This is a genomic window from Arthrobacter stackebrandtii, assembly GCF_017876675.1.
GTDB classification, from domain to species: domain Bacteria; phylum Actinomycetota; class Actinomycetes; order Actinomycetales; family Micrococcaceae; genus Specibacter; species Specibacter stackebrandtii.
In genome coordinates this window covers 247,694-272,094 of sequence record NZ_JAGIOI010000001.1, presented here as the reverse complement: position 1 = coordinate 272,094, position 24,401 = coordinate 247,694, and the positions used below count along the sequence as shown (strand labels likewise).

Sequence of the window (24,401 nt, the reverse complement as noted above, 5' to 3'; positions counted from 1 at the left end):
CCACGCCGGCGAGGGACCCACAGCGAGCCTGCGAGCTGCGGGAGCCGGTGGGGAGTACTACCCATCGACGACTTGCCCAGGGTCTTGTTAGATTTATTTCAGTCGCCCGGTGGAAAACACCACAGGGTAAACATTAGGGAAAAGGATAAATATCATGGCAAATGGTTTTCTTGGTAGCAACCCGGAAGATATGCAGCAGCTGGTCAACACGCTGACGCAGGCAATCGACCAGATCCAGAGCGCAATGACCCTTGTTGACAACAAGGCAAACAGTGTCCAGTGGCAGGGCCCGGACGCCGACACCTTCAAGGGTTCGACCTGGCCGAACTCGAAGGGCCAGCTGAACAACGTCATCACCGACCTGACCGACGTCCGTTCCAAGGTCACCACGCAGCGCCAGCAGCAGATCGACGCTTCGGCCCAGTAATCTTCGCAACGCCGGCCGGCCCGCAGGGGTGGCTGTTGGATCAATGGATTCGCATTGATCGAACAGCCACCCTGCGGGTTTGTCGTTTAAGGTTGCGGTGGTGCATTTTGTGGGAGCGTTGGGGCAAGATGGAGTGGTGAACCGCGACAGCCATGATTTTGAAGAAACCGCCAGCAACCCCGCCGGGAAAACACCCGGCATCGACCCCGGAGGCACTGCCCCCGTCGTCAGTGCAGACACGGTGCCGGCCGGTGCTGTCCGGGAACGCTACGGCGAACTGGTGGACCAGGTCCAGAAGTACCGCGCCGCCTACTACAACGACGACGCCCCGCTGGCCAGCGATGCCGAGTTTGACCTGCTCTACAGTGAGCTGGAGAAGCTCGAAGCCCTCCACCCTGAACTGGTGACGGGGGATTCTCCCACCCAGCAGGTGGGCGGGGACGTCTCGGTGGCGTTCGCCGCCGTCGACCATCTGGCCCGGATGTACTCCCTGGAGGACGTCTTCTCCCTTGAGGAGCTCGAGGCCTGGCTGGTGCGTGCCGCCGGATCCGTGGAGAAGCAGGGCGGCAAGGCGCCGCAGTGGCTGACCGAGCTGAAGATTGACGGGCTGGCCGTGAACCTGCTCTACCGCGACGGCGTGCTGGTGCGGGCGGCGACGCGCGGCGACGGCACCACGGGTGAGGACGTCACCCACAATGTGGCCACCATCAAGGACATCCCACAGCGGCTGCATGGGGAGAACTTCCCGTCCGAGGTCGAAATCCGTGGCGAGGTATTCATCGGCGCCAAGGACTTTGTTGCCCTGAACGAGGCCATGGTGGCGGCCGGGAAGGCGCCGTATGCCAACCCGCGGAATACCGCCGCCGGCTCGCTGCGGCAGAAGGATGCAGCGGAGACTGCCAAGCGCCCGCTGAGCATGTTCGTCCACGGCATCGGCGCCCGTGAAGGACTCTCCACCGCCACGCAGTCGGAAACGTATGAGCTGCTGAAGTCGTGGGGCATGCCCATCAGCCCCTACTACAAGGTGGTGGACACGCTGCCGGAGGTCATGGACTTCATCGCCCACTACGGCGAGCACCGCCACGACCTCATCCACGAAATCGACGGCATCGTGGTGAAGGTCGACGACCTCGAAACGCAGCGGGCGCTGGGCCACACGTCCCGCGTGCCGCGCTGGTCCGTTGCGTACAAGTATCCGCCGGAAGAGGTCCACACGAAGCTGCTGGACATCCAGGTGCAGGTGGGACGCACCGGGCGCGTGACCCCGTTCGGGATCATGGAACCGGTCAAGGTGGCCGGGTCTGAGGTTGCGCGGGCAACCTTGCACAACCAGGACGTGGTCAAGGCCAAGGGCGTCTTGATTGGCGACATCGTGGTGCTGCGCAAGGCAGGGGACGTCATCCCGGAAATCGTCGGCCCCGTCATGGCACTGCGCGAGGGGCGCGAGGACGAGCTGCGCGAATTCATCATGCCCACGCACTGCCCGTCCTGCGGCACCGAACTGGCGCCGGCCAAGGAAGGCGACATTGACATCCGCTGCCCCAACACGAAGTCATGCCCCATCCAGCTGACGGAGCGCGTGGCGCACCTGGCCGGCCGCGGCGGCTTCGACATCGAGGCACTGGGCTATGAGGCGGCCATGGCGCTGACCACCGGACCCGGCCCGGACCCGGCGGAGAACGGCGGGGTCATCGCCCCGGCAGGTGCGGGCGTCATCACCAGCGAGGCACAGGTCTTTGGCCTGTCCGAAAGCTACCCGGACGCCAGCCTGCGCGAGGAACTGGCCACGGTCATGGTGTGGCGGGAAAAGCGGTCCAAGGGTCAGGGGACCGGCAAGTTTGAGCTGAACCCGTACTTCTACACAAAGGCCACGGCGAAGAAACCCTCGGTGCCTTCAAAGACCACCGAGAAGTTGTTCAAGGAGCTTGACAAGGCCAAGTCGCAGCCGCTGTGGCGGGTGCTCGTGGCACTGTCGATCAGGCATGTTGGGCCCACGGCGTCGCGCGCGCTGGCCACCCGCTACGGTTCCATCAACGCCATCCAGGAGGCGCTGCAGGCTCCGGACGCCCGCGAGCAGCTGGCCAATGTGGACGGGGTGGGCGCGATCATCGCCGAGGCCCTGATCGAGTGGTTTGAGGTGGACTGGCACCAGGAAATCATCGCCGCCTGGGCTGAGGCCGGTGTGCTCATGGCTGACGCCGTGGATGAATCCACGCCGCGCACGCTCGAGGGGTTGACCATTGTGGTCACCGGGACCCTGCCCACGCTCAGCCGCGACGAGGCCAAGGAGGCCATCATCACGCGCGGCGGCAAGGCGGCCGGCTCGGTCTCCAAGAACACTTCCTACGTGGTGGCGGGGGAGGCTGCCGGTTCCAAGCTCGACAAGGCCGAATCGCTCGGCATCCCCGTGCTGGACGAAGAGGGCTTCCTGGAACTGCTGGCCAACGGGCCCGCCACGGCGGAAACCGAAGACTCTGACGAGACCGCCGGGACCGGCGAGCAAAACTAACAAAGGGAAACACATGACTGCCGCAACCGTTGATGAACTCCTCGAAGTCGCCCTGCGGGCCGCCGCTGCCGGGGCCGCCGTCCTCGCCTCCCGCGACCCCGCCGGGTTTGGCGCCACCGAGAAATCGTCCGACGCCGACTGGGTCACCGCCTTCGACGTCGCCGCGGAGAACGCCGTCCGCGCCGTCATCACGGAGGCCCGCCCGCACGACATCATCACCGGGGAGGAGCTCGCCCCCGCGCTCCCGGCCGAGCCTTCCGGCTACCGCTGGAGCATCGACCCGCTCGACGGCACCATGAACTTCATCCGCAACATCGCCTACTACGGCACCTCGGTTGCGGTCATGGGGCCCGACGGCGCATGGCTCGCCGGTGTTGTCGACGCACCGGCCCTGCGCCGCGTGTACTTTGCCTCCCTCGGCGGCGGCGCATGGCTGGACGAGACCCGGGCCGACGGCGCCCAGGGTGTGCGGGAACTTCGAGGACCGGTGGAGGAGCGAGGGGGCACGTTGATTTCCACGGCCCTGACCTATGACGCCGACGTCCGGCGCAGGCTCGTCTCGGAGCTGGATCGACGCATGGACAACTTCGGCGATTTCCGGCGCCTCGGATCCGCTGCGCTGGAGTTGTGCGCCGTGGCCGAGGGCTCGGTGGACGCCTACCTGGAATACGGCCTCTTTGAGCACGACTTCGCCGCTGGCGGCCTGATCGCCGAGGAAGCCGGGGCCTGGGTGCACCGGCCGGTCCTGAGCCCGGCCGTCAACGGGCTGCCCACCCGCGACGAGGTGCTGTCCGTCTGGACCGGTGCCTGCGTGCCGGGGCTGGAAGGGAAGTTCGCGCCGGAGGGATAGCGGCCCGGCCCGGCGGGCCCCGGCTCCGCCCGTTGCCGCGGGCTCTTGGGTAAGCTGGATCACATGGAAACCGAGGGAGTCGTCCTTTCACGAGTTGTGGCCGACGCCAAGGCGTCGCTGGCGTTTTACCGGGACGGGCTGGGCCTGTCCGATGCTTCCATCACGGACGGCATTGTCCACATCAAGCTGCCGGGCCTGATTCTGTTTCTGGCAGAGGCGGAGGTGTTTGCCGCCAACACCGGCCAGGGGAAAGTGAAACCCGGCCCCGGCACCAGCCGCAGTGACGGCGTCATCAGCTGCGCCATTAAGACGACCGCCGCCGTGGACCGGCTGGTGCAGTCCGCACAACGGGCCGGCAGCGCGGAAACCGGAACCCGCACCATTGAACATTCCAGCGGGCACCGCCAGTACATCGGCTCCGTCACCGACCCCGACGGCTATCTCTGGCAGCTTGTCTGCAACATCGGCGCCACCTCCCGGATCGAGGGCCCCGGCCCGCCCGCGGCCGCCATCGCCGGGCTGTAGCGCCGGCGGCACCGACAGGTCCGGCTGAACAGCAGGCACGGGAGCGGGCCGGACCGGGACATTTGTCCCATCGAAGTCAGGACGGACGGATCTGCCGCTGAACCGGGCTGGTTTCTCGGCTCGAAGGAGATGGAAAGACCATCGCCAACGGGAAAAGGAAAGCAGCCATGTCAAGGGAAAAGACAACCGCGCAGGACCAAACGCCGCGACGTCAGACGGCACAGGGCCCATCGGCTCGGGGGCACGCTGCAGGGGATAGGCCTGCACCTGCCGCCGCGCAGCCGGGCGCCGTGACGGCGTCACCCAGGCCGGCCACGCGCCGCAGCCTCGCCGTGGCAGGGGCGGTGGGATCCGCCGTCGTGCTGTGGCTGGTGGGATTTGGGCTGCTCGGACTGGACCCCGAAGTGGGTTCTGCGGGGCAGGTGCAGGAGGTGAATCTGGCGTCGACGGTGGCGGTCCCGCTGCTGGCCGGGCTGGCGGCGTGGGGCCTGCTGGCGCTGCTGGAACGGCGCGGCGCCAAGGGCGTTCGGGCGTGGCGGATCATCGGCACGGTGTTCCTGGCGGTGCCGGGCATTGCGGTCCTGGTGGTGACCACGTTTGGCCGTCCGGGCTACCTGCGCCGGGCACTCGATGCCGGCGCCCGCGGCTTCCTGGTCAAGGATGACCCCGTCGAGGAATTGGCCGCGGCCATCCGGGCGGTGCTCGCGGGGGAGACGGTGGTCAACCCCGGGCTGGCCGCGCAGTCGCTGCGTGACGGGCCCAACCCGTTGACCGGGCGGGAACGCGACACCCTGGCGGCGGGTGCGGGCGGCGCCACCATTGTGGACATCGCCCGCACCCTGCAGCTCTCCACGAGCACCGTGCGGAACTACCTTTCCAGCGCGATCGGCAAGACCGGAACGCGCAACCGGACCGAGGCGCTTACACTGGCACGGGAGCGCGGCTGGCTGTAGCGCGGTTCAGCGGGCCGGTGCAGCGCGGGACTGTGCGGCGCGGGTCAGGCCACGGCAAGCGCCGCGCCCACAACGCCCGCGGAGTTGTTCAGCACGGCCGGCACCACGGGGGTGGCCAGTTGCACGTGGGGCAGGAAGTCGGCGTGGCGCACGGAGATGCCGCCGCCCAGGATGATCAGCTCCGGCGAAAACAGCATCTCCACGTGGCGCAGGTATTCCTGCAGCCGCACGGCGTAATCCTCCCAGCCCAGCCCATCCCGTTCCCGGGCCACGGCGGAGGCGCGGGATTCGGCCTTCGCCCCGCCAATCTCCAGGTGTCCCAGCTCGTAGTTGGGCACGAGCCGCCCGTCCACCACCATGGCCGAACCGATCCCGGTGCCGAGGGTGAGCACCAGCACCGCCCCGTCCCGGCCCTGCCCGGCACCCAGCGACGCTTCCGCCAGGCCCGCCGCATCGGCGTCGTTCAAGGCATGGACGGGCCGGCCCAGCGCATCCCCGAAGTAGCCGTTGACGTCCATGTCCAGCCACTCCTGGCTGATGTTGGCCGCAGAGCAGGCACGGCCGCGGCGGATGATGGCCGGGAACGCCACGCCCACGGGCGAATCCGCCGGCGGCGCCTGCTCCAGGGCCTGGACGGCGGCGGCGATGGTGCGCAGCGCCTCGGCCACGTCGGCAGGGGTGTCGGGGGTGGGCACCTGTGCCAGGGGGCTGGCGCATTCGCCCGTGGATGTGTTCACGACGCCGTACTTGATGGCGGTGCCGCCGATGTCGATGCCCAGGCGCAGGGTGGTGTTTTGGCTCATGTGTGTTCCGATTCCTTCAGTGGGTGGGCTCAGTTGGCGGGGAGCAGCCAGGCGGCGGCGTTGGCAGGCAGCTTGCCGTCTTCCAGCGGAGCGCTGCTGATCACCGGCATCCCCTGGGGAAGGTCGACGGCGGTCCCGCCAAAGTTGGCCACGACCGCCCAGCCGTTGGGCCGGCTGAAGTGGAGGACGTCGGGGTTGCCGGTGCTGATCCAGTCCAGTCCCTCGGCTGTCTGCAGCTCGCGGCGCAGGGCCAGGGCACGGCGGTAGAAGTTCAGCGTGGAGCCGTCCTCGCCGTCTTGGACGTCGGCGGCGCTGGCGCCAAACCAGGCCGGCTGGGGCAGGTGCGCGGGGGCGTCACCGAAGCCAAATGAGGTTCCCTCCGCGGTCCACGGCAGCGGCACGCGGCAGCCGTCGCGGCCGATCTCCACGCCGGTGTTGCGGAAGAAGGTGGGGTCCTGCCGGTCGGCGTCGGAGATCTCCGCGACCTCGTGCAGGCCCAGCTCCTCGCCCTGGTACAGGTAGGCGGAGCCGGGCAGGCCCAGCATGAACAAGGTGGCGGCGCGTGCCCGGCGCAGGCCGAGGTCCCGGTCCAGCTCGGCCTGGCTGCCGCCGGCCAGCAGCCAGGCCTTGCCGTCCTGGTTGCTGCCGTCGCCCAGCGCGGGCAGGCCGTAGCGGGTGGCGTGCCGGACGACGTCGTGGTTGGAGAAGACCCAGGTGGAGGAGGCGCCGGTGGCGGCCGATTCGGCGAGGTTCTTGGTGACGATCCCGGCGAAGGCGGCAGCGTCAAAGTCGGCCATGAGGAGGTCGAAGTTGAAGGCCTGGCCCAGGCTGTCCAGGGAGGCGTAGCGGGCCCGGCGGGACTGGTCCACCCAGGCCTCGGCGACGGCGGTGCGCGGCGGGGTGTACTCGTTGAACAGGGCGCGCCACTCGGCGTAGATCTCGTGGACGGCGTCGCGGTCCCACAGCGGGTTGGAGCCGTTGTGCAGCTTCTCGAGGCGCTCCAGCTCCGCCTTGTTGGGCAGGGGCTCGGAGAGGTCCTTGGACAGGGCGTGGGCCACGTCGATGCGGAAGCCGTCCACGCCGCGGTCGGACCAGAAGCGCAGGGTCTTCAGGAAGTCGTCGCGGATTTCCCGGTTGTCCCAGTTGAAGTCGGGCTGCTCGGAGGCGAACAGGTGCAGGTACCACTGGCCGTCCGGGACCTGGGTCCAGGCCGGTCCGCCAAAGATGGAGGTCCAGTCCGACGGCGGCAGCTCGCCATTCTCGCCGAGGCCGTCGCGGAAGATGTAGCGTGCGCGGGCGGCGGAACCCTTCTCTGCGGCGAGTGCCTCCTGGAACCATTCGTGCTGGTCGGAGGAGTGGTTGGGGACGATGTCCACGATCAGCTTCATGCCGGCCGCGTGCAGGGCCGCGGCCATCTCGTCAAAGTCCTCGAGGGTCCCCAGGCGGGGGTCCACGTTGCGGTAGTCGGCGACGTCGTAGCCGCCGTCGGCCAGCTCGGAGGGGTAGAAGGGGCTGAGCCAGACGGCGTCCAGGCCCAGTTCCTGCAGGTACGCCACCTTGGCGGTGATGCCCTTGATGTCGCCCAGGCCGTCGGCGTTGGCGTCATAAAAGCTGCGCGGATAGATCTGGTAAACGGCGGCCTGGCGCCACCAGTTGGCATCTGCTGACAGCGTGTCGGGGGCGGGGGCGGCGAGCGGTGAAGCGGTCATGGATGTTCCTTGGGTGCGGCCGTGGCGTGCACGGCTGGGGCGGGCGGGGCTGCAGGAAGCCGGTTCACCGGCCGATGATAATTCGAGCCATATATTTAGACTCTAAATTTATGTACTGTTAGTATTATGTGCATCACACGGCCATACGTCAAGGGGCACTTTTGGAACTGACCGCGAACACGCCCCAGCAGCTGCGGCACACCAACATGAACGCCATCCTGGGCGTCATGCGCCGCTCGGGTGCTGTCAACGGCACCGACCTCATCGCCGCGACGGGCCTGGCCCGCGCCACCGTGATTGCCGTCTGCGACGACCTCATCGCCGCCGGGTGGGTCCGCGAACTCCCGGCGGCCAGGGTTGCCGTGCAAAAGGGCCGCCCGGCCCGCGTCTTTGAGTTTGACGCCCGGGCCGGCGTGGTGGTGGGCCTGGACTTTGGCGTCGCCAAGACCACCGCTGTCGTGGCCGACCTCCGCGGCACCATCCTCGCCAAGACCACCCAGATCCTGCCAGCGTTCACGGCGCCCGACAGCGAACGCCTGGCCAGCATCGACTCCGCCGTCCGCCGGGCCCTGGCCGATGCCGGCGCAGCCCCGGAATCCGTGCTTGTGGCCGGGATCGGCATCGCCGCACCCATCGACCGCTCGGGGGCCATCCCCCGGGGGCAGGACTTCTGGGAACACCTGGACATTGGGGTCCCCGAACACCTGCGGAAGAACTACGGCTGGCCCGTGCTGCTGGGCAACGACGCCAACCTCGCCGCCATGGCCGAGCACTGGATGGGCGTGGGGGCCCACGTGCCGGACCTGGCCGTCATGCTGGCCGGTGAACGCATCGGCTTTGGCCTGCTGGAATCCGGGCGGCTGCTCCACGGGGCCTTTGGGCGCAGCGGCGAGGTGGGCCTGCTGGAACTTGTCGACGGCGTCGGCACCCCGGCGGGCATCGCCGCGCTGGCGCGGGAGATGGCCGCGGAGGCATGCCGGCCCGGCGCGCCCAAGACCCTGCTGTCCGCCCCGGGCGCCCCGGTGGCACAGGGGGCAGGATCTGCGGGAGCTTCCGCCGCCGGCCCCAGCGCCGAGGACGTCTTCGCCGCAGCCGCGGCAGGGGACGCCGTGGCCCGCCGGATCCTGGAGGACATCGCCCGCCGGATGGCCCGCGTCATTGCCGTCGTGTCCACGCTCATGGACCCGGAGCTCGTGGTCATCGGCGGCGCCGTGGCACAGTCGGCGGCCGTGCTGCTTGACCCCCTCGAAACGGAACTGGCCCGGTTCATGCCCAACCCGCCGCGCGTCGCCGTCTCCACCCTGGGCGACGCCATCGTCACCCTCGGTGCCGTGCGCCTGGCCCTGGACTATGTGGAACGGCACGCCCTGGACCTGCTCCAGCGCAGCTGACCCGGCTCCATCGCGACGGCCTGCGGCGTACTGTTGTGCCATGGACGTGAACCATGGAAAGTTCGATCCACCACGCGGCGTGCACACCACCGGGTCCGGCACCCTGCCCTCCGCCTTTGACGTGAGCGGCCTGGCTGTCGCGGCCATCGCCGGGGCCGCCTCCGCGATCGACCGCCTTGCCCGGTTCCATGGCGCCGCACCCTCCACCGTCACCGTCGACCGGGACCTGGCCTCCCTGTGGTTTGGCATGTCGTTCACCCCGGACGGATGGGAGCTGCCCTCGCCGTGGGACGCGATCGCCGGCGACTACGCCTGCACAGACGGCTGGATCCGCCTCCACACCAACGCACCCCACCACCGCGCCGCGGCCCTCAAGGTGCTCGGGCTGGGAGCCGGCGCCAACCGCGAAACCGTTGCCTCCGCCGTCGCACCCTGGAACGGGGAGGAGTTGGAGGCTGCCGTGGTTGCAGCCGGCGGCTGCGCGGCCGTCATGCGCTCACGGGCGCAGTGGCTGGCGCATCCGCAGGGGCGGGCGGTGGCCGGGGAGCCTCTGGTCGCGTGGGGTGTGGCGCGTTCCCCGGACGACGGCGGACGGCGCCGACATTCCCGGCCCGCCGGTGCGCCGCCCGGCAATGCGCGCCGCCCTCTGGAAGGGGTGCGGGTGTTGGATTTGACCCGGGTCATTGCCGGGCCCGTGGCGACGCGGTTCTTGGCGGCATACGGGGCTCAGGTGCTGCGGATCGACCCTCCGGACTGGGAGGAGACTGCGGTCGAGGCCGAGCTGACCGTGGGCAAGCACTGCGCGCGGCTGGACTTGAAGATGCCCGGGGGACTGGCCAGGCTGCACGAACTGCTGGCCGGGGCGGATGTGTTCATCCACGGCTACCGCCCGGATGCGCTGGACCGGCTGGGGCTGTCGGACGAGGTGCTTGCGGAGCGGCATCCTTCCCTGGTCAACGTTGCGCTGGATGCATACGGGTGGAGCGGGCCGTGGGCGCAGCGGCGCGGCTTTGATTCGCTCGTGCAAATGAGCTGCGGGATTGCCGGTGCGGGGATGGCGCATTTCGGTTCTGCCGTGCCGCACCCGTTGCCGGTGCAGGCGCTCGACCACGCGACCGGGTATCTGTGTGCTGCTGCGGCGCTCGATGCGTGGCGCGGGCGGCTGGACGGGACCGTGCGCAATGCGCGGCTGTCGCTGGCGCGGACGGCCGTGGAGTTGATGGGGAGCGGTCCGTCCGATCCAGCCGCGCCGCTGCCTGCTCTCGACCCCGCCGCGCTGGTGTCGGAGTCAACGGCTTGGGGCTCCGGGCGGCGGCTGCCGTGGCCTGTTGCGATTCCCGGGGTGGTTCCCCGCTTCGATGTGCCGGCGCTGGGCTTTGGGTCCGCGCCGGCTGCGTGGGACTGAGGCGTGCATGCATCGCCCCGCTGGGTTGAACCAGCGGGTGATGCAGTGTTCAGGAGGCTTGTTGGATTGAAACTGCAGCACCTGCGATGAATCTGGCCGGCGGCATCACCGCTCCAGGGCCCGCCCGGGAGAACTTGCTGCAGGGCGATCCCGCCCGGCAGGAATTTCACTCCCCGCGCCCCGGTGCGGAAGACTGGGAGGCGAGGGACGCCGTCGTGCTTGGCAGTGGACAGCCTGGCTGGCAGACCACCAAGCCCCAGCGCCCCGACAACAACCCGTAGCAACCAGGAAGCCGCCAACGCATGAGCACCACAGTCCGCCCCATCCGAGAATCAGACTATGCAGAAGTTGCCCGCATCACGGCCGACGCCTACATGGGGGCGGGGTATTTCGAGAGCATCGATTATCCGTACATGCAGAAGATCCTGCGCGTGGGGGAGCGGGCCGTGGTGGCCGAAATGATCGTGGCCGAACGTGATGGCGCCGTTGTCGGTTCGGCAACGCTGGCCGTGCACGGTGATGAATGGGCGGACATTGCGTTGCCCGGTGAGCTTGAATTCCGGTTGCTGGTCGTGGATCCGGCAGTGCAGCGCAGCGGCGCCGGCCTGGCCATGGTGGAAGCCATCCTCGAGCGCGCCCGCGCCACGGAAGGGGTGCATGCTGTCAGCCTGACCACCGGGGACGACTGGCACAACGCCCACGCCCTGTACCAAAAGATGGGGTTCTCGCGCGTGCCCGAACGGGACTGGCCGGTCCCGGAGAACGGCAAGATGCTGCGCGTCTACCGCATGGAACTGTAACTGCTGCGCCGGCGTCGCGGAAAAACCAGCCATTGCTGCGCTGGCGTCGGTGAAAGAGGGCGATTATCTGATGCGGCGTCTGGGGAGAGCCGGGGAGGGTGGTTAAACAAGGCAGGCTTTCCACGGACCGTTGGCCGCCAGGGGAAGGGCGGGGTCCGTGAAAAGCCTGTTCTGGGCGGAGCTGTGCTACATCAGCAGGTCCACCAGTGCCACCGATACGGCCAGTGAAGCGCCGTAGGTGACAATATCTGCGCCGCCGCGCGGCCAGCCGCACTCCACCACGATGGTGTTGTGCCCGGCCGAGCGGAGATCGTCCGCCAGCACCCACGCGGGGTGCCCGGCGTCCAGGCCGCGGCCGGCAATGGCCACCTTCTGGCCAGGGACCACTCCTTCAACCGGCACGGTGCGCCCTGTCGCGGCCGGGCCCCACGGGACGGTTCCGACGGCGTAGTTGGTTTCCGTCTCAAGCTGCACGACGGCGGCGGGAGACACGTCTTCCAGCCAGCCTTGGGCGTCGCGGGAGAACTGGAAGGTGCTGCGGATTGCAGCGGGGTCCGGGATGGCCGCCCCCGACAGGGCGCCGGCGTAGGCGCCGCCGCGGGCGGGGAAGTCCGCGGCAAGCCTGGCCACCCGGTTCGCGGCGTCCCAGAGGCGCGCCAGCGGCAGGGCGCCGCTGGCGACAGCCGCCACCACGCCGTCGAGCACGGCCTGGTATTCCTCAGCCGTGGTCTCCGAGCCGATGCACAGCAGGTCGGCACCGGCGGCGAGGGCACGCACGGCGGCCGCCGGGATGCCGATCTCACCGGAGGCGCCCACCATGTCGAGCGCGTCCGTGACCACGGCGCCGTCGAAGCCGAGCTGGCCGCGCAGGACATCCTGCAGCACGATCTTGGAGAACGTGGCGGGGTTGTCCGGGTCCAGGGCGTCGACCACGATGTGGCTGGTCATGATGGAGGCAACACCGGCGGCGGCTGCCGCGCGGAAGGGCAGCAATTCACGCCCGGCGAGCGTCTGCGCGGAGGCGGACACCCGGGGGAGGGCCAGGTGTGAATCGGAGGTCGTGTCGCCGTGGCCGGGGAAGTGCTTGGCGCAGGCGGCAACGCCGGCCTGCTGCAGGCCCTCCACCCAGGCCACGGTGTGCCGGGCCACGTGCTGCGGGTCCGCGCCGAAGCTGCGGACGCCGATCACGGGGTTTTCATCGGCTGAGTTGACGTCGGCGTCCGGCGCCAGGTTCAAGTTGATGCCAAAGGCTGCCAGTTCCGAGCCGATGGCTGCGGCGGCCGACGACGTCGCATGGGCATCGTCGATCCGGCCCAGGACCGCGTTGCCCGGCTGGTTGGAGCCGGCCAGGTAGTGCAGGCGGGTGACATCGCCACCCTCCTCGTCCACCGACAGCAGCGCCTGGGGGGCGCGCTCACGCAGTTGCGCGCACAGTTCCCCGAGCTGTTCCCACGAGACCAGGTTGGTGCCAAACAGGCAGACCGCAGCCAGCCCGTCGTCGAACGCGTCAAGGAGCCAGGCGGGGGCGGAGGTGCCCACAAAGCCGGGCATGAGCGTTCCTGCGGCGAGGCGCCGGACGTCGACGGCGGTCATCCCTTCACCGCGCCGCTGACGAGGCCGGAGCTCATCTTGCCCTGGACGATGAGGAAGAAGATGATGACGGGGACGGCAACCAGCATCGAGGCGGCCATGACCATGCCCCAGTCGGTTTCACGGGTGGCTGAGGCCTGGACGAAGCCGCGCAGCCACAGCGGCAGCGTCTTCATCTGGTTTTCAGTCATGATGACCAGGGCCACCGTGAATTCGTTCCAGGCCTGCAGGAAGGCGTAGACGCCGGAGGCAACCAGGCCGGGTGCCAGCAGCGGGAACGTGATCTTCAGGAATGCCTGGGTGCGGGAGAGGCCGTCCACCATGGCGGCTTCCTCGAGCTCGGCCGGGACGCCGGCGACGAAGCCGCGCAGCATCCAGACGGTGAACGGAACGACGGCGGCCGTGTACAGCAGGGTCATGCCGATGAGGTTGTTGAGCAGGCCCACGGAGCTCATCATCTTGTACTGGGCGATGAACATGCCTTCGGCGGGCAGCATCTGGATGAGCAGCAGGGCCAGGATGAAGGACTTGCGTCCCTTGAACTTGAAGCGGCTGATGGCCAGGGCGCCGAGGAAGGCGATGATCAGCACGGCTGCCACGGTGCTGAGCGTGACGGTCAGGGAGACGCCGAGGGCGGTGAAGAAGGTGCCGTCGGCCAGGGCGGCCGTGAAGTTGTCCAGCGAGCCGCCGATGGGCAGGAACGTGGGGGTGGTGGACTGCAGGACCGAGTTGGGCAGCAGGGACGAGTTGAACATCCAGTAGACCGGGAACACCCAGATGAGGGCGATGACCACAGTCAGTGCAGTGAGGAGTCCGGTGACGATTGACTTGCGCCGCATCTTAGTTTTCTTCCTTCATGAGGGAACGGACGTAGTACCAGCTGATCGCAATGGTCAGGATCAGCATGAACACGGACACGGCGCTGGCCATGCCGTAGTCGCCGGATCCGACACCGAGCTGGTAAATGTACGTGCCCAACAAGTTTGTTTCGTTGGCAAAACCGCCTGCATCCTGCAGGAGCTTGATTTGGGTGAACACGCGCAGGTCCCAGATCAGCTGCAGCAGCAGCACGATCGACAGGACGGGGGTGATCAGCGGGATGATGATGTGGCGGGTGCGCTGCCAGCCGGTGGCGCCGTCCATGGCGGCGGCTTCCAGGACTTCGCCGGAGATCTGCGTCAGGCCGGCATAGATGCTCAGGGCCACGAAGGGCACACTCATCCAGACCACGATGATGATGGCGATCATGAAGAAGCTGATGGGGTCGGCCAGCCAGTTGTGGCCCTCGGCGTCGACGCCAAAGCGGACAAGAATCCAGTTCAGGACGCCGCGGCGCCAGTCGATCAGCCAGACCCAGACGGTCATGGCTGCCACAACGGGCATGGCCCAGGCCAGCAGCATGGACACCTGCAGGATGAGCCGGCCGGCAGTGCCAACGCGCTGCATGAGCAGGGCGAGCAGGCCTCCGATGGCCACAGTCAGGGAGGCGGCGACGAGGCAGAAGAGCAGCGAACGGCCAACAACAATCCACAGTTCCGAGCTGGTCAGCAGCGTGATGTAGTTCTCAAAGCCCACGAACTCGGCGGGAACGCCGAACTGCTGCTTGAGCCCGAACTTCTTGAAGCTCGTGACAAGCTGCCAGCCGACGGGGTAGCCCAGGGCGGCCACCAGAACGACGATGGTGGGCAGGATCAGGAATAGGGGAGCCTTGCTTTTCTTGCTGCGTCGAATGACGGGGCTTGGCTCGGGGATGCGCCTGCCGCGGACGGGTGCGGCAGTGGGCGCTTTGGCGTCCGTGGACATAGGGGGCCTTTCGTGACGGCTGTGGCCGTGGTTCATGCTGCTGTGGCAACTCATTGGTGCCGGTGGTGAAGGTGCCGTGGTGACGGCGGCGGGTGTGGGCCCGCCGGTGGCAAAGATATGGTGACCGGGGCCTTGCGGCCCCGGTCACCACGAATGGCAGTCTGTTGTTACTTGAGGTTCAACTGCGGGGTGATGCGGTCATCGTACTGCTTGGCCAGTGCGGCCAGGTCGGTGGAGTCCTTGATCTTGCCGAAGAACTCTTCCAGGACCAGTGAGGTCTCAACTGCTGCCCAGCCGGGAGCGGCGGGCGTCAGCTTGGAGTTGGAAGCAGATGCAATGCCGGCCTTGGCGAACTGGTCGTCGCCGAGTGAGTTCACGTAGTCCAGGTTGCCGGGGCCCATGCCTGCAGCGCCAAGCATGTTCTGGTATTCCTCGGAGAAGATGATGCGCATCAGGTCCTTGGCCAGGTCCTGGTTCTTGGACTTGGCCGAGATGCCGATGTTGGAACCGCCTGCAAGCACGGGGGCGGGCTTGCCGTCGTTGCCGGGGAGCACCAGGGTGCCGAAGGTGTCGTCGTTCCAGGTGCGGACGTCCTTGCCGCCCTCATCCTTCGTCAGGTCGCCGATGGACCAGTGGGCCCAGCCCGGAGCCATGATCGTGGCGGAGGACAGGCTGGTGTTGCCAACGGCCTTCTCTTCTTCGATGATCTGGTCGGAGTCGTTCAGGTACAGCCACGGGGAGGCATCCTTGGCATCCGAAGGCGCCTTGGAAGCGGTCTTGTACAGCTCCTGCAGCTGGGTCAGGCCCTTGAGTGTGTTGGGGTCGGACAGGGTGGAAACCCACTTGCCGTCAACGTTCTTGGCGAGGTCACCACCGTTGGCGAAGACCCAGGAAACGCCATTGCGCCAGTCCTGGCCACCCAGGAAGAGGCCCGAGAAGTTCTTGATGTCGCGCGGGTTCTTCTCGGCAATGGTGCTGACTGCCTTGTTGAACTCGTCCAGCGTCTTGGGGGTCTCGACGCCGGCTTCCTTCCAGACGTCCTTGCGGGTGAACAGGTAGCGTGAACCGAAGTAGTACGGGAGCGTGTACTTCTTGCCGTCAACGGAACCTGCTTCGACGAAGGACGGCAGGAGCTTGTCGCCGCCCAGTTCGTCGTACATGTCGGAGAGGTCGGTGAATGCGCCGACGTTGGTGAACGTGGGGGACTGGGTGTTGCCCATTTCCACGACGTCCGGGGTGTTGTTCTCATCGGGGAGAGCGGTAGACATCTTGGTGACCAGGTCAGGCCAGGCCTGCTCCTCGATCTTCAAGGTTGCGCCCGTCTTGGTCTTGAAGGTGTCCGTCAAGTAGGTGCGCAGTTCATCCGAGGTGTCGCCGCCGGCGAGCCACAGGGTGATGGAGCGATTGGCGTTGTCTTCCGGTTTGCCGGAGGAGTTGTCCGTGCCGCCTCCACAGGCGGACAGGGTCAGGGCTGCAGCCGTGATGGCTGCAATTCCCATGAACTTCTTCTTCATGCAGGTGCCTCTTTCGTCAATGGACCGCATTGGCCATTAGTGAATCGTTTGGTGCTTATTGAACGGGAATCCGATGAACGGGTAATGCTTTACTCCACCCCCAACTGGCTGGACATAACCATGACGGCCGTGCCGCGCAGAACCGTGTTTTCCGGCTCATGCGCCAGGCGAACACTTGTTGGGGGAGGTATGACGGGAAGCACCCGCAAGGCGAGTGTTTCGCGGACGCTGTCGATCAGCGTCCCATCCAGAAGGGCGGCGGGGCCGCAGAGGACAATTTCCTCCACGTCGATGGCAGCCACAATCGGGGCGAGGGAAATGGCAAGTCGTTCTCCGGCGACGCGCATGACGTCCCGGGCTGCTTCGCCGGAATCGGCGGCGAGGGCTGCAGCGGCGAGGGAGGATTCCAGGGCGGGGACGGAGAGCCACGTTTCGAGGCATCCGGTGCGCCCGCAGCGGCACATGGCGCCGCCGTCAGTGCCCACTGTGACGTGGCCGATTTCGCCGGCTGCGTGGTGGACGCCGCGGGCCCGGACTCCGCCCACCATGAGTGAGGAGCCAACGCCGCGGCCGACGCGGACAAGGATCATGTCGTCGCTGCCGTGGCCAAAGGTGTATTCACCGTGAAGGGCTGCGTCGGCGTCGTTGTTGACCACCGTCTGCAGGCCCGTGGCTTCGGCGATGATGGCGCCCAGCGGCACATCGGTCCAGCCAAGGTTGGGGGCGGTGATGACGACACCGTCGTTGTTGACCACGCCGGGGGTGCCCACGCCAACCCCCAGCAGGGGTGCGGTGGCCATTCCGACGGCGGTCACGGCGAGCTCGGCGACCAGCGCCGTCAGTTCTTCGCCGTTCTCGGTGGTGATGGCACGTTCGCTCCGGGCAAGGATGCGCCCGTCCAGGTCCATGACGGCGGCGTGCAGGATGTTGTTCTCGGTGAGGTCAAGTCCCACGATTTGGCGGCCGCGGCGGTTGATGTCAACTAGGATTGAGGGCTTGCCGGGGCGCACTTCATCGGAGGGGCCCAGCTCAACGGCGTGGCCGCGGGCGATAAGCTCGGTGACAAGGTCTGAGATCGTGACCCGGGTCAGGCCCAGGGCGCGGGAGAGGTTCGCCCTGCTCATGGCACCGGCTGCGTGGAGTGTGCGCAGCACGAGGGCCAGGTTGTGTGCCCGTCCGTCGGATGGCAGGCTGGCAGTGCCGTCGGCGCCTGTCCGCAAGCGGGATCGTGATGATGTCATGAATGTTAGTAAACTGTACTAACAAATAAAACACAACGTTTCAGTCCAAATTTTGGACGTCGTTGCCGAATTGTGACGTGAGGCTCGCTATTGGGGCTTTTGTGACGTGGAACGCCTGAAAATGTTGTCGCTCCGGGGCGACTAAGCTAGTGGGGACAACTTTTTCTTTTTTGCAGGGGAGATCCATGGCTGCGATCAACCGTGACGACGTGGCGCATCTGGCGCAACTGGCTCACATCGAGATGAACGACGAAGAACTGGACCGCATGGCCACAGAGCTGGCGGTGATTGTTGATTCGGTCAAGAGCGTCAGCGAGGCCGCAGGTGCGGATGTGCCCGCAACCTCGCACCCGATTCCGCTGACCAACGTCATGCGCGAGGACGTGGTGGGCCACGTGCTCACCGTGGAGGAGGCGCTGTCCGGCGCCCCGGACGCTGCCGACGGCCGCTTCAAGGTCCCCGCTATTTTGGAGGAAAGCTAATCCATGAGTGCTTCTGAACTGATCCGTTCCAGCGCGGCCGCCATGGCCGCCAAGCTGGCTGCCGGTGAGATCACCTCCGTTGAACTGGTGCAGGCCCACCTGGACCGCATCGCCGAGGTCGACGGCGGGGCGCGCGGCGTCCACGCGTTCCTCCACGTCAACGCCGAGGAGGCCCTCGCCGTCGCAGCCGACGTCGATGCCCGTCGCGCAGCCGGCGAAGAACTCCACGAACTGGCCGGCGTGCCCATCGCCATCAAGGACCTCATCGTGACAAAGGGCCAGCCCACCACGGCCGGCTCGAAGATCCTCGAGGGCTGGATGAGCCCCTACGACGCCACCGTGATCAAGAAGATCCGGGACGCGCGCATGCCCATGCTGGGCAAGACCAACCTTGACGAATTCGCCATGGGCTCCTCCACCGAGCACTCGGCCTACGGCCCCACCCGCAACCCGTGGGACCTGGACCGGATCCCCGGCGGTTCCGGCGGCGGTTCCGCAGCGGCCGTTGCGGCCTTCGAGGCACCCCTGGCCCTGGGCACCGACACCGGCGGGTCCATCCGCCAGCCCGGCGCCGTCACCGGAACCGTCGGCGTCAAGCCCACCTACGGTGCGGTTTCGCGCTACGGCGCCATCGCCATGGCGTCCTCCCTGGACCAGATCGGGCCCGTCTCGCGCACCGTCCTGGACTCGGCACTGCTGCAGGAAGTTATTGGCGGCCACGACCCCTTCGACTCCACCTCCCTGACCGACCCGTCCACGGGCCTGGCCGACGCCGCCCGCATCGGCAACGTCAAGGGCATGAAGATCGGTGTCATCAAGGAACTCCACGGTGAAGGCTTCCAGCCCGGCGTGGAGAACCGTTTCAACGAATCCCTGGAGCTGCTGCGCAACGCCGGCGCCGAGATCATTGAGGTCTCCTGCCCCAACTTCGGCTACGCCCTGGGTGCCTACTACCTGATCATGCCCAGCGAGGCCTCCTCCAACCTTGCCAAGTTCGACGGCGTCCGCTTCGGTTCGCGCACCCTGCCCGCCGACGGCCCGCTCACCATTGAGCGCGTCATGGGCGCCACCCGCGCCGCCGGCTTCGGCGATGAGGTCAAGCGCCGCATCATCCTGGGCACCTACGCCCTGTCCGCCGGCTACTACGACGCCTACTACGGCTCGGCCCAGAAGGTGCGCACCCTGATCCAGCGCGACTTCGACGCCGCGTTCGCGCAGGTGGACGTGCTGATCTCCCCGACCTCCCCGGTCACGGCGTTCAAGCTGGGCGAGAAGCTGGATGACCCGCTGGCCATGTACCTGAACGACATCGCCACCATCCCCGCCAACATGGCCGGCGTCCCCGGCCTGACCCTGCCCGGCGGCCTGGCCGACGAAGACGGCCTGCCAGTCGGCATCCAGTTCCTGGCACCCGCCCGGGAAGACGCCCGCCTGTACCGCGTGGGCGCCGTACTGGAATCCCTGCTCGAAGAGCAGTGGGGCGGACCCATCCTGGACAAGGCCCCGGCCCTAGCATCGACCGCAGCCAAGGAGGCAAACTAATGAGCGTTGACACCATCCTGAGCTACGAAGAAGCCCTGGAAAAGTACGATCCCGTATTGGGCTTCGAGGTCCACGTTGAGCTGAACACCAAGACCAAGATGTTCTCCTCGGCGCCCAACGTGTTCGGCGACGAGCCCAACTCCAACGTCAACGAGGTCTGCCTGGGCCTGCCCGGCGTGCTGCCCGTGGTCAACAAGAAGGCCGTGGAGTCCTCGATCCTGATCGGCCTGGCGCTGAACTGCAAGATCGCCGAGCACTGCACCTTTGCCCGCAAGCAGTACTTCTACCCGGACACCCCCAAGAACTTCCAGACGTCCCAGTACGAAGACCCCATCTGCTACGACGGCTGGATCGACATTGAGCTCGAGGACGGCACCGTGTTCCGCGTGGAAATTGAGCGCGCGCACATGGAGGAGGACGCCGGAAAGCTGACCCACATGGGCGGCGCCACCGGCCGCATCCAGGGCGCCGACTTCTCCCTCGTCGACTACAACCGCTCCGGCGTGCCGCTCGTGGAGATCGTCACCAAGCCCATCGAGGGCGCCGGTGCACGCGCACCCGAACTGGCCAAGGCCTACGTTGCGGCGATCCGCGAGATCGTGAAGAACCTGGGTGTTTCCGACGCCAAGATGGAGCGCGGCAACGTCCGCTGCGACGCCAACGTCTCCCTGCGCCCCTACGGCCAGGAAAAGTTCGGCACGCGCACCGAGACAAAGAACGTGAACTCCCTGCGCGCCGTCGAAAACGCCGTGAAGTTTGAGATCCAGCGCCATGCCGCCGTCCTGGATTCCGGCGTGCTCATCACGCAGGAAACCCGCCACTGGCACGAGGACACCAAGTCCACCACGTCCGGCCGCCCCAAGTCCGACGCCGACGACTACCGCTACTTCCCGGAGCCGGACCTGGTGCCGATCGTCACCTCTGCCGCCTGGGTTGAGGAACTGCGCGCAACCCTGCCCGAGCCGCCGGCCGAGCGCCGCAAGCGCCTGCAGGCCGACTGGGGATACTCCGACCTGGAATTCCGCGACGTCGTCAATGCCGGCCTCATGGACCAGATCGAGGAAACCGTGGCCGCCGGTGCCACGGCCGCCGCCGCCCGCAAGTGGTGGATGGGCGAGATCGCCCGCCGTGCCAAGCTGGCCGACGTCGACCCCGCCGAACTGGGCGTCACGCCCGCCGTCGTGGTGGAGATCGAGAAGCTCATCGCAAGCGGCGCCATCAATGACAAGCTGGCCCGCAAGGTGCTCGACGGCGTCCTTGAGGGAGAGGGCACGCCGGCTGAGGTTGTGGCCAAGCGCGGACTCGCCGTGGTCTCCGACGACGGTGCGCTGCAGACCGCGATCGACGAGGCCCTGGCCGCCCAGCCCGACGTTGCGGACAAGATCCGCGGCGGCAAGGTCCAGGCCGTCGGCGCCATTGTTGGCGGCGTCATGAAGGTCACCCGCGGACAGGCCGACGCGGCCCGTGTCCGCGAGCTGATCCTGAAGACCCTGGGTGTGGAAGGCTAGCACCGGATTCTGCGCCCGATCCCGCTTAATGACACCGATATCCCGGTGTCATTAAGCGGGATCGGGCGCATTTTTCGTTGGCGGGCCTTGCCACGGGCCACGCCAAGGTCAACTATGAGTGATTATGAATCGTAATAGGACTTTGCATTCATGAACGTTCAGGTAAGGATGGAGTATCACTGTCGATAACCCTGGAGCTGTCCCACATGCGCACGCCGGCAACTGCCACGTCCACACCTTCCACCCTGGCCGCCACCCAACCCCTGCACCCTGAACTGGAATGCGGCGTGGGGGAGTGGGACAAGCTCCTCTACGGAAACCACCGGATCGTGGTCAACGTCAGTGAGGTTCCGGCCGGGCGCCCCGGCAACAGTGTGGTCCTGCCCTGGCGCCGCCAGGATGAGAACCCCGCAGAGGTGGACACCATCGTCGTCTCCGCCGCCACCGGCACCCGCGTTCTCAACGTGGTGCGCACGGCGGCCACCTCCGAGCGCGGCGAGTTCACCTTTGAACCCGTCGACGGCCCCGGCGAATACCACTTCTACTACCTGCCCTACGTCATGGGCGGCCGTTCGTACTACCCGCAGGCCAGCTACTTGCCGGCCCGCCCCACCGCGAATCCCGGCTGGGTAAAGTCCGTGGTGACGAGCGTCTGGTCCTTTGAAAGCGCCTTCAGCGACAGCCGGCTGCCCGCGGCGCAGGCGCTCCGCTACGAGGCCGCCAGCGAGTGGGACTCGTTCGCGCCCATGAACTTCACGGCCACGGCCGGAGAGCTGGAAACGCTCCACGCCGCCCATTCCGGCGCCCCCTTCATGGTGTTTGCCGAGGACCGCAGCCACGCCATTTCCATGACTGGCCGGCTGCCCGCCCGCTGGGCCATCGGCGGCCCCGCCGCGGTGGCCGGGGAGGACGGCGCCCCGCGTCTCACCGGCAGCGCACAGCCGGGCGAGGACCACGTCCTGCAGCTGGGGCTGTACGCCGTGGACGCGCTCGACGACGTCCAGGTCACCGTGGCCGCCTGCGCCACGGCAGGCAACGCGGAAATTGAGGTGGCGGCCCGCTGCATCAATACCGCAGGCGTCGACCGCCTCGGCGTGCCGTTCAGCAAGGACCTCGCCGTGGGGCAGGGCCGCGTCCAGGCCCTGTTCATCATTGTCCCCGTCCCCTCGGAAGCCGGCGGCGGGACCCTTGACCTCACGGTCCGCATTGGTGCAGCGGGCACGAGCGCCACGATCCCCGTCACCCTCAACATTGCCCCCGAGGCGGATGCCGACATTCCCGCCGGCGGTTTCGGCGACCCCCGCCAGCTGCGCCGCCTCGCCTGGCTGGACTCCACGCTCGCCATCGACGACGAACTGGTGCGCCCCTTCACGGCCATCGAGCTGGATGCGCCCGCCCGAACGCTGGGCATCCTGGGCCGCACGCTGACCCTTGCCGCCAACGGGCTCCCGGCACAGATCGGATCAACGTTCACCCCCGAGGTCACGGGCGTGGACGGCCCACTGCGCACGCTGCTGGCCGGCGCCTTCAGCCTCGAAACACGCGGCGCGGGCGCGTGGACTTTCGGCGAGATCGACTTCACCGTCCACGGCCCCGCCCGCACCAGCTGGAGATGCCAGTGGCACAACGCCGCCCGCGGACTGTCCGCCACGGTCCACGGCGAGCTGGAGGCCGACGGCGCCGCCACCTTCGCGGTCCGTCTCGCCAACCCCGGGGGAGGCGGAGTGGAGTTGGGGGACGTCCGCCTCAGCGTGCCTTGCCTGGCCGAATCCGTGCCCCTGTCCATGGGCCTGGGCACCACGGGCGGGCGGCGCATGGAGAGCCTTGACTGGAGTTGGGACGTCGCGGACCGCAACCAGGAATCCCTGTGGCTGGGCGACGCCAACATCGGCGCCCAGATTGCGTTCCGCGACGACAACTACGAGCGCCCGCTCAACACGAACTTCTACCACGAGAAGCCGCTCATCGAACCGGTCTCCTGGGGCAACCACGGCTCATCGGAGGCGGGCATCACCCTCCGGGAGACAGTCGGGGAAGGAGGGTCCGGCGTCGTGCTTCTTGAAGCCTTCAGCGGCCCGCGCACCCTGGCAGGCGGGGAATCGCTCAACTACGGCTTCCGCCTGCTGCTGACGCCGTTCAAGCCCATTGACCCGGCACGGCAGCTGCGCAACCGCTACTTTCACGACCAGGGGACGGTGTCGGACATTGCGGCGACCGGGGCGAGCGTCATCAACATCCACCACGCAACGGCGCTGGCACCGTTCATCAACGACCCCCTGCTGCACGCCGACACGCTGGCCGAGTACACGGCGGCGGCGCATGCGGCCGGGCTCAAGGTCAAGGTCTATGACACCGTGCGCGAGCTGACGGCGCACAGCCCCGACCTGCTGCCCATGGCCTCGCTTAACGGTGAGATCTTCAGCGACGGGCCGGGCAAGGGGCATATCTGGCCGCAGGAACACGTGGGCGCGAACTATGTCTCGGCCTGGTACGCACCCACTGTTGACGACATTTCCATCGTCACGGCGGGGGAGTCGCGGCTGCAGAACTGGTACATCCGCGGCCTGGACGAGCTGGTGCGCCGCACCGGGCTGGACGGGCTCTACCTCGACGACATCGCCTACGACCGCCAGGCCATGAAGCGGGTGCGGAAGGTGCTTCAGAACCGCTGCGCCGAGCCGGAGATCGACATCCACTCGGCCAACCAGTTCAACGAGCGCGACGGCTTCAACCCCTCCGCGAACCTGTACATGGAGCAGCTGCCGTACACGGACAGGCTGTGGCTGGGCGAGTACTTTGACTACGACAACACCGATCCGGCGTACTGGCTCGTGGAGGTCTCCGGGATCCCGTTCGGGCTGATGGGGGAGATGCTGGAAGGCGGCGGCAATCCGTGGCGCGGGCTGGTGTTTGGCATGACCGGGCGTGCCCCGCGCGTGGACAACCGGCCGCTGTGGGCATTCTGGGCCGGGCACGGCCTGGCGGATGCGCCCATGGTGGGGCACTGGGCCGGCGCTGCCGTGCCTGTGCGCACCAGCGACCCGGACGTGCTGGCGACCTCGTGGCTGACGCCCGGCGGGCTGGTGACTGCGCTGGCCAGCTGGGCGCCCGAACCGGTTGACGTGACGCTGGAATTCGCACCGGAGTACGCGCACCTGGCCGCGGCAGCCGTGTCTGCACCCGCCATCGACGGCTTCCAGGGTGCCGCGGACTTTGCGCCCGGTGCCGCCGTCACGGTGGAGCCGCGGAAGGGCGTGGTTCTGGTGGTTGGCGCCCCGTAGCACCACCCGGTCCCTGCTCCCGGCCGTGAACGGGCAATGCCCGCCCCTTGAACAGCGTCAGAAGGGGC

The 24,401-nt window shown here is 67.6% G+C and carries 20 protein-coding genes; 13 read left to right on the top strand and 7 right to left on the bottom strand.

The annotated features are described in order from the left end of the window. Positions 1-154 precede the first annotated feature (154 nt). The 5 genes from JOF48_RS01210 (at position 155) to JOF48_RS01190 (ending at position 5,264) form a co-directional block, all read left to right on the top strand. Positions 155-427 (top strand): hypothetical protein, encoded by a 273-nt coding sequence (locus JOF48_RS01210; protein WP_209676559.1) that lies wholly within the window; start codon positions 155-157, stop codon positions 425-427. A gap of 136 nt (positions 428-563) precedes the next feature. Then, the gene (gene ligA / locus JOF48_RS01205; RefSeq protein WP_425353694.1) at positions 564-2,936 is read left to right on the top strand and encodes an NAD-dependent DNA ligase LigA; all 2,373 of its coding nucleotides are present in this window, start codon (positions 564-566) and stop codon (positions 2,934-2,936) included. A gap of 13 nt (positions 2,937-2,949) precedes the next feature. After that, positions 2,950-3,786: an inositol monophosphatase family protein gene (locus JOF48_RS01200; RefSeq protein WP_209676558.1), complete on the top strand. Its 837-nt coding sequence runs from the start codon at positions 2,950-2,952 to the stop codon at positions 3,784-3,786. A gap of 63 nt (positions 3,787-3,849) precedes the next feature. Beyond that, positions 3,850-4,311, top strand: a complete 462-nt coding sequence (locus tag JOF48_RS01195; protein ID WP_209676557.1) for a VOC family protein — start codon at positions 3,850-3,852, stop codon at positions 4,309-4,311. 290 nt (positions 4,312-4,601) lie between these two features. Continuing rightward, positions 4,602-5,264: a DUF6069 family protein gene (locus JOF48_RS01190; RefSeq protein ID WP_342591117.1), complete on the top strand. Its 663-nt coding sequence runs from the start codon at positions 4,602-4,604 to the stop codon at positions 5,262-5,264. Positions 5,265-5,308: 44 nt separating this feature from the next. Here JOF48_RS01190 and ppgK read toward each other — a convergent pair whose 3' ends face one another. Both ppgK and JOF48_RS01180 read right to left on the bottom strand, forming a co-directional pair. Continuing rightward, positions 5,309-6,067 carry a polyphosphate--glucose phosphotransferase gene (gene ppgK, locus JOF48_RS01185; protein WP_209676555.1) on the bottom strand — a complete coding sequence of 253 codons (759 nt, stop codon included), beginning with the start codon at positions 6,065-6,067 and terminating at the stop codon, positions 5,309-5,311. Positions 6,068-6,096: 29 nt separating this feature from the next. Continuing rightward, entirely contained in the window at positions 6,097-7,776 is a 1,680-nt protein-coding gene (locus JOF48_RS01180) for a glycoside hydrolase family 13 protein (protein WP_209676554.1), read from the bottom strand. A gap of 161 nt (positions 7,777-7,937) precedes the next feature. On the opposite strand from JOF48_RS01180, the gene JOF48_RS01175 reads away from it, so the two are divergent. The 4 genes from JOF48_RS01175 (at position 7,938) to JOF48_RS01160 (ending at position 11,372) form a co-directional block, all read left to right on the top strand. Then, complete coding sequence (locus JOF48_RS01175) at positions 7,938-9,167, top strand: ROK family protein (protein WP_245346355.1); 1,230 nt, start codon at positions 7,938-7,940, stop codon at positions 9,165-9,167. Positions 9,168-9,207: 40 nt separating this feature from the next. Next, complete coding sequence (locus tag JOF48_RS01170) at positions 9,208-10,572, top strand: CoA transferase (protein ID WP_209676553.1); 1,365 nt, start codon at positions 9,208-9,210, stop codon at positions 10,570-10,572. Positions 10,573-10,658: 86 nt separating this feature from the next. Continuing rightward, the gene (locus tag JOF48_RS01165) at positions 10,659-10,853 is read left to right on the top strand and encodes a hypothetical protein (protein WP_209676551.1); all 195 of its coding nucleotides are present in this window, start codon (positions 10,659-10,661) and stop codon (positions 10,851-10,853) included. A gap of 21 nt (positions 10,854-10,874) precedes the next feature. Further along, positions 10,875-11,372: a GNAT family N-acetyltransferase gene (locus JOF48_RS01160; RefSeq protein ID WP_209676549.1), complete on the top strand. Its 498-nt coding sequence runs from the start codon at positions 10,875-10,877 to the stop codon at positions 11,370-11,372. A gap of 186 nt (positions 11,373-11,558) precedes the next feature. On the opposite strand, the gene JOF48_RS01155 is transcribed toward JOF48_RS01160, so the two are convergent. From JOF48_RS01155 to JOF48_RS01135, 5 genes are all read right to left on the bottom strand, one after another. Beyond that, on the bottom strand, positions 11,559-12,965 hold the full coding sequence (locus JOF48_RS01155) for a glycoside hydrolase family 3 protein (RefSeq protein ID WP_209676547.1): 1,407 nt from the start codon (positions 12,963-12,965) through the stop codon (positions 11,559-11,561). Beyond that, entirely contained in the window at positions 12,962-13,801 is an 840-nt protein-coding gene (locus JOF48_RS01150) for a carbohydrate ABC transporter permease (RefSeq protein ID WP_209676545.1), read from the bottom strand. The genes JOF48_RS01155 and JOF48_RS01150 overlap by 4 nt, the downstream gene beginning before the upstream one ends. A gap of 1 nt (position 13,802) precedes the next feature. After that, a complete protein-coding gene (locus JOF48_RS01145; RefSeq protein WP_209676543.1) occupies positions 13,803-14,765 on the bottom strand; it encodes a carbohydrate ABC transporter permease in 963 nt (320 codons plus the stop codon). 167 nt (positions 14,766-14,932) lie between these two features. Next, positions 14,933-16,279: an extracellular solute-binding protein gene (locus tag JOF48_RS01140; protein WP_209676540.1), complete on the bottom strand. Its 1,347-nt coding sequence runs from the start codon at positions 16,277-16,279 to the stop codon at positions 14,933-14,935. 89 nt (positions 16,280-16,368) lie between these two features. Beyond that, positions 16,369-17,520 carry an ROK family transcriptional regulator gene (locus tag JOF48_RS01135; RefSeq protein ID WP_209676539.1) on the bottom strand — a complete coding sequence of 384 codons (1,152 nt, stop codon included), beginning with the start codon at positions 17,518-17,520 and terminating at the stop codon, positions 16,369-16,371. A gap of 185 nt (positions 17,521-17,705) precedes the next feature. Between JOF48_RS01135 and gatC the strand changes: the two genes are divergently transcribed. The 4 genes from gatC (at position 17,706) to JOF48_RS01115 (ending at position 24,333) form a co-directional block, all read left to right on the top strand. Continuing rightward, positions 17,706-18,002 (top strand): Asp-tRNA(Asn)/Glu-tRNA(Gln) amidotransferase subunit GatC, encoded by a 297-nt coding sequence (gatC, locus tag JOF48_RS01130; RefSeq protein ID WP_203313099.1) that lies wholly within the window; start codon positions 17,706-17,708, stop codon positions 18,000-18,002. Between the two features lie 3 nt (positions 18,003-18,005). Beyond that, complete coding sequence (gatA, locus tag JOF48_RS01125; protein WP_209676538.1) at positions 18,006-19,544, top strand: Asp-tRNA(Asn)/Glu-tRNA(Gln) amidotransferase subunit GatA; 1,539 nt, start codon at positions 18,006-18,008, stop codon at positions 19,542-19,544. After that, positions 19,544-21,052, top strand: coding sequence for an Asp-tRNA(Asn)/Glu-tRNA(Gln) amidotransferase subunit GatB (gene gatB, locus JOF48_RS01120; protein ID WP_209676531.1), 1,509 nt, complete (start codon positions 19,544-19,546; stop codon positions 21,050-21,052). The genes gatA and gatB overlap by 1 nt, the downstream gene beginning before the upstream one ends. 206 nt (positions 21,053-21,258) lie before the next feature. After that, on the top strand, positions 21,259-24,333 hold the full coding sequence (locus JOF48_RS01115; protein ID WP_209676529.1) for a glycoside hydrolase domain-containing protein: 3,075 nt from the start codon (positions 21,259-21,261) through the stop codon (positions 24,331-24,333). Positions 24,334-24,401: the final 68 nt, after the last annotated feature.

What these genes read in the sequence shown, in the direction of transcription:
- JOF48_RS01165 (WP_209676551.1), top strand. Translation starts at nt 10,659, where the DNA reads ATGAATCTGGCCGGCGGCATCACCGCTCCAGGGCCCGCCCGGGAGAAC.
- gatB (WP_209676531.1), top strand. Translation starts at nt 19,544, where the DNA reads ATGAGCGTTGACACCATCCTGAGCTACGAAGAAGCCCTGGAAAAGTAC.
- gatC (WP_203313099.1), top strand. Translation starts at nt 17,706, where the DNA reads ATGGCTGCGATCAACCGTGACGACGTGGCGCATCTGGCGCAACTGGCT.
- gatA (WP_209676538.1), top strand. Translation starts at nt 18,006, where the DNA reads ATGAGTGCTTCTGAACTGATCCGTTCCAGCGCGGCCGCCATGGCCGCC.
- JOF48_RS01150 (WP_209676545.1), bottom strand. Translation starts at nt 13,801, where the DNA reads ATGCGGCGCAAGTCAATCGTCACCGGACTCCTCACTGCACTGACTGTG.
- ppgK (WP_209676555.1), bottom strand. Translation starts at nt 6,067, where the DNA reads ATGAGCCAAAACACCACCCTGCGCCTGGGCATCGACATCGGCGGCACC.
- JOF48_RS01200 (WP_209676558.1), top strand. Translation starts at nt 2,950, where the DNA reads ATGACTGCCGCAACCGTTGATGAACTCCTCGAAGTCGCCCTGCGGGCC.
- JOF48_RS01210 (WP_209676559.1), top strand. Translation starts at nt 155, where the DNA reads ATGGCAAATGGTTTTCTTGGTAGCAACCCGGAAGATATGCAGCAGCTG.
- JOF48_RS01140 (WP_209676540.1), bottom strand. Translation starts at nt 16,279, where the DNA reads ATGAAGAAGAAGTTCATGGGAATTGCAGCCATCACGGCTGCAGCCCTG.
- JOF48_RS01170 (WP_209676553.1), top strand. Translation starts at nt 9,208, where the DNA reads ATGGACGTGAACCATGGAAAGTTCGATCCACCACGCGGCGTGCACACC.
- JOF48_RS01155 (WP_209676547.1), bottom strand. Translation starts at nt 12,965, where the DNA reads ATGACCGCCGTCGACGTCCGGCGCCTCGCCGCAGGAACGCTCATGCCC.
- JOF48_RS01135 (WP_209676539.1), bottom strand. Translation starts at nt 17,520, where the DNA reads ATGACATCATCACGATCCCGCTTGCGGACAGGCGCCGACGGCACTGCC.
- JOF48_RS01115 (WP_209676529.1), top strand. Translation starts at nt 21,259, where the DNA reads ATGCGCACGCCGGCAACTGCCACGTCCACACCTTCCACCCTGGCCGCC.
- JOF48_RS01160 (WP_209676549.1), top strand. Translation starts at nt 10,875, where the DNA reads ATGAGCACCACAGTCCGCCCCATCCGAGAATCAGACTATGCAGAAGTT.
- JOF48_RS01180 (WP_209676554.1), bottom strand. Translation starts at nt 7,776, where the DNA reads ATGACCGCTTCACCGCTCGCCGCCCCCGCCCCCGACACGCTGTCAGCA.
- JOF48_RS01145 (WP_209676543.1), bottom strand. Translation starts at nt 14,765, where the DNA reads ATGTCCACGGACGCCAAAGCGCCCACTGCCGCACCCGTCCGCGGCAGG.
- JOF48_RS01195 (WP_209676557.1), top strand. Translation starts at nt 3,850, where the DNA reads ATGGAAACCGAGGGAGTCGTCCTTTCACGAGTTGTGGCCGACGCCAAG.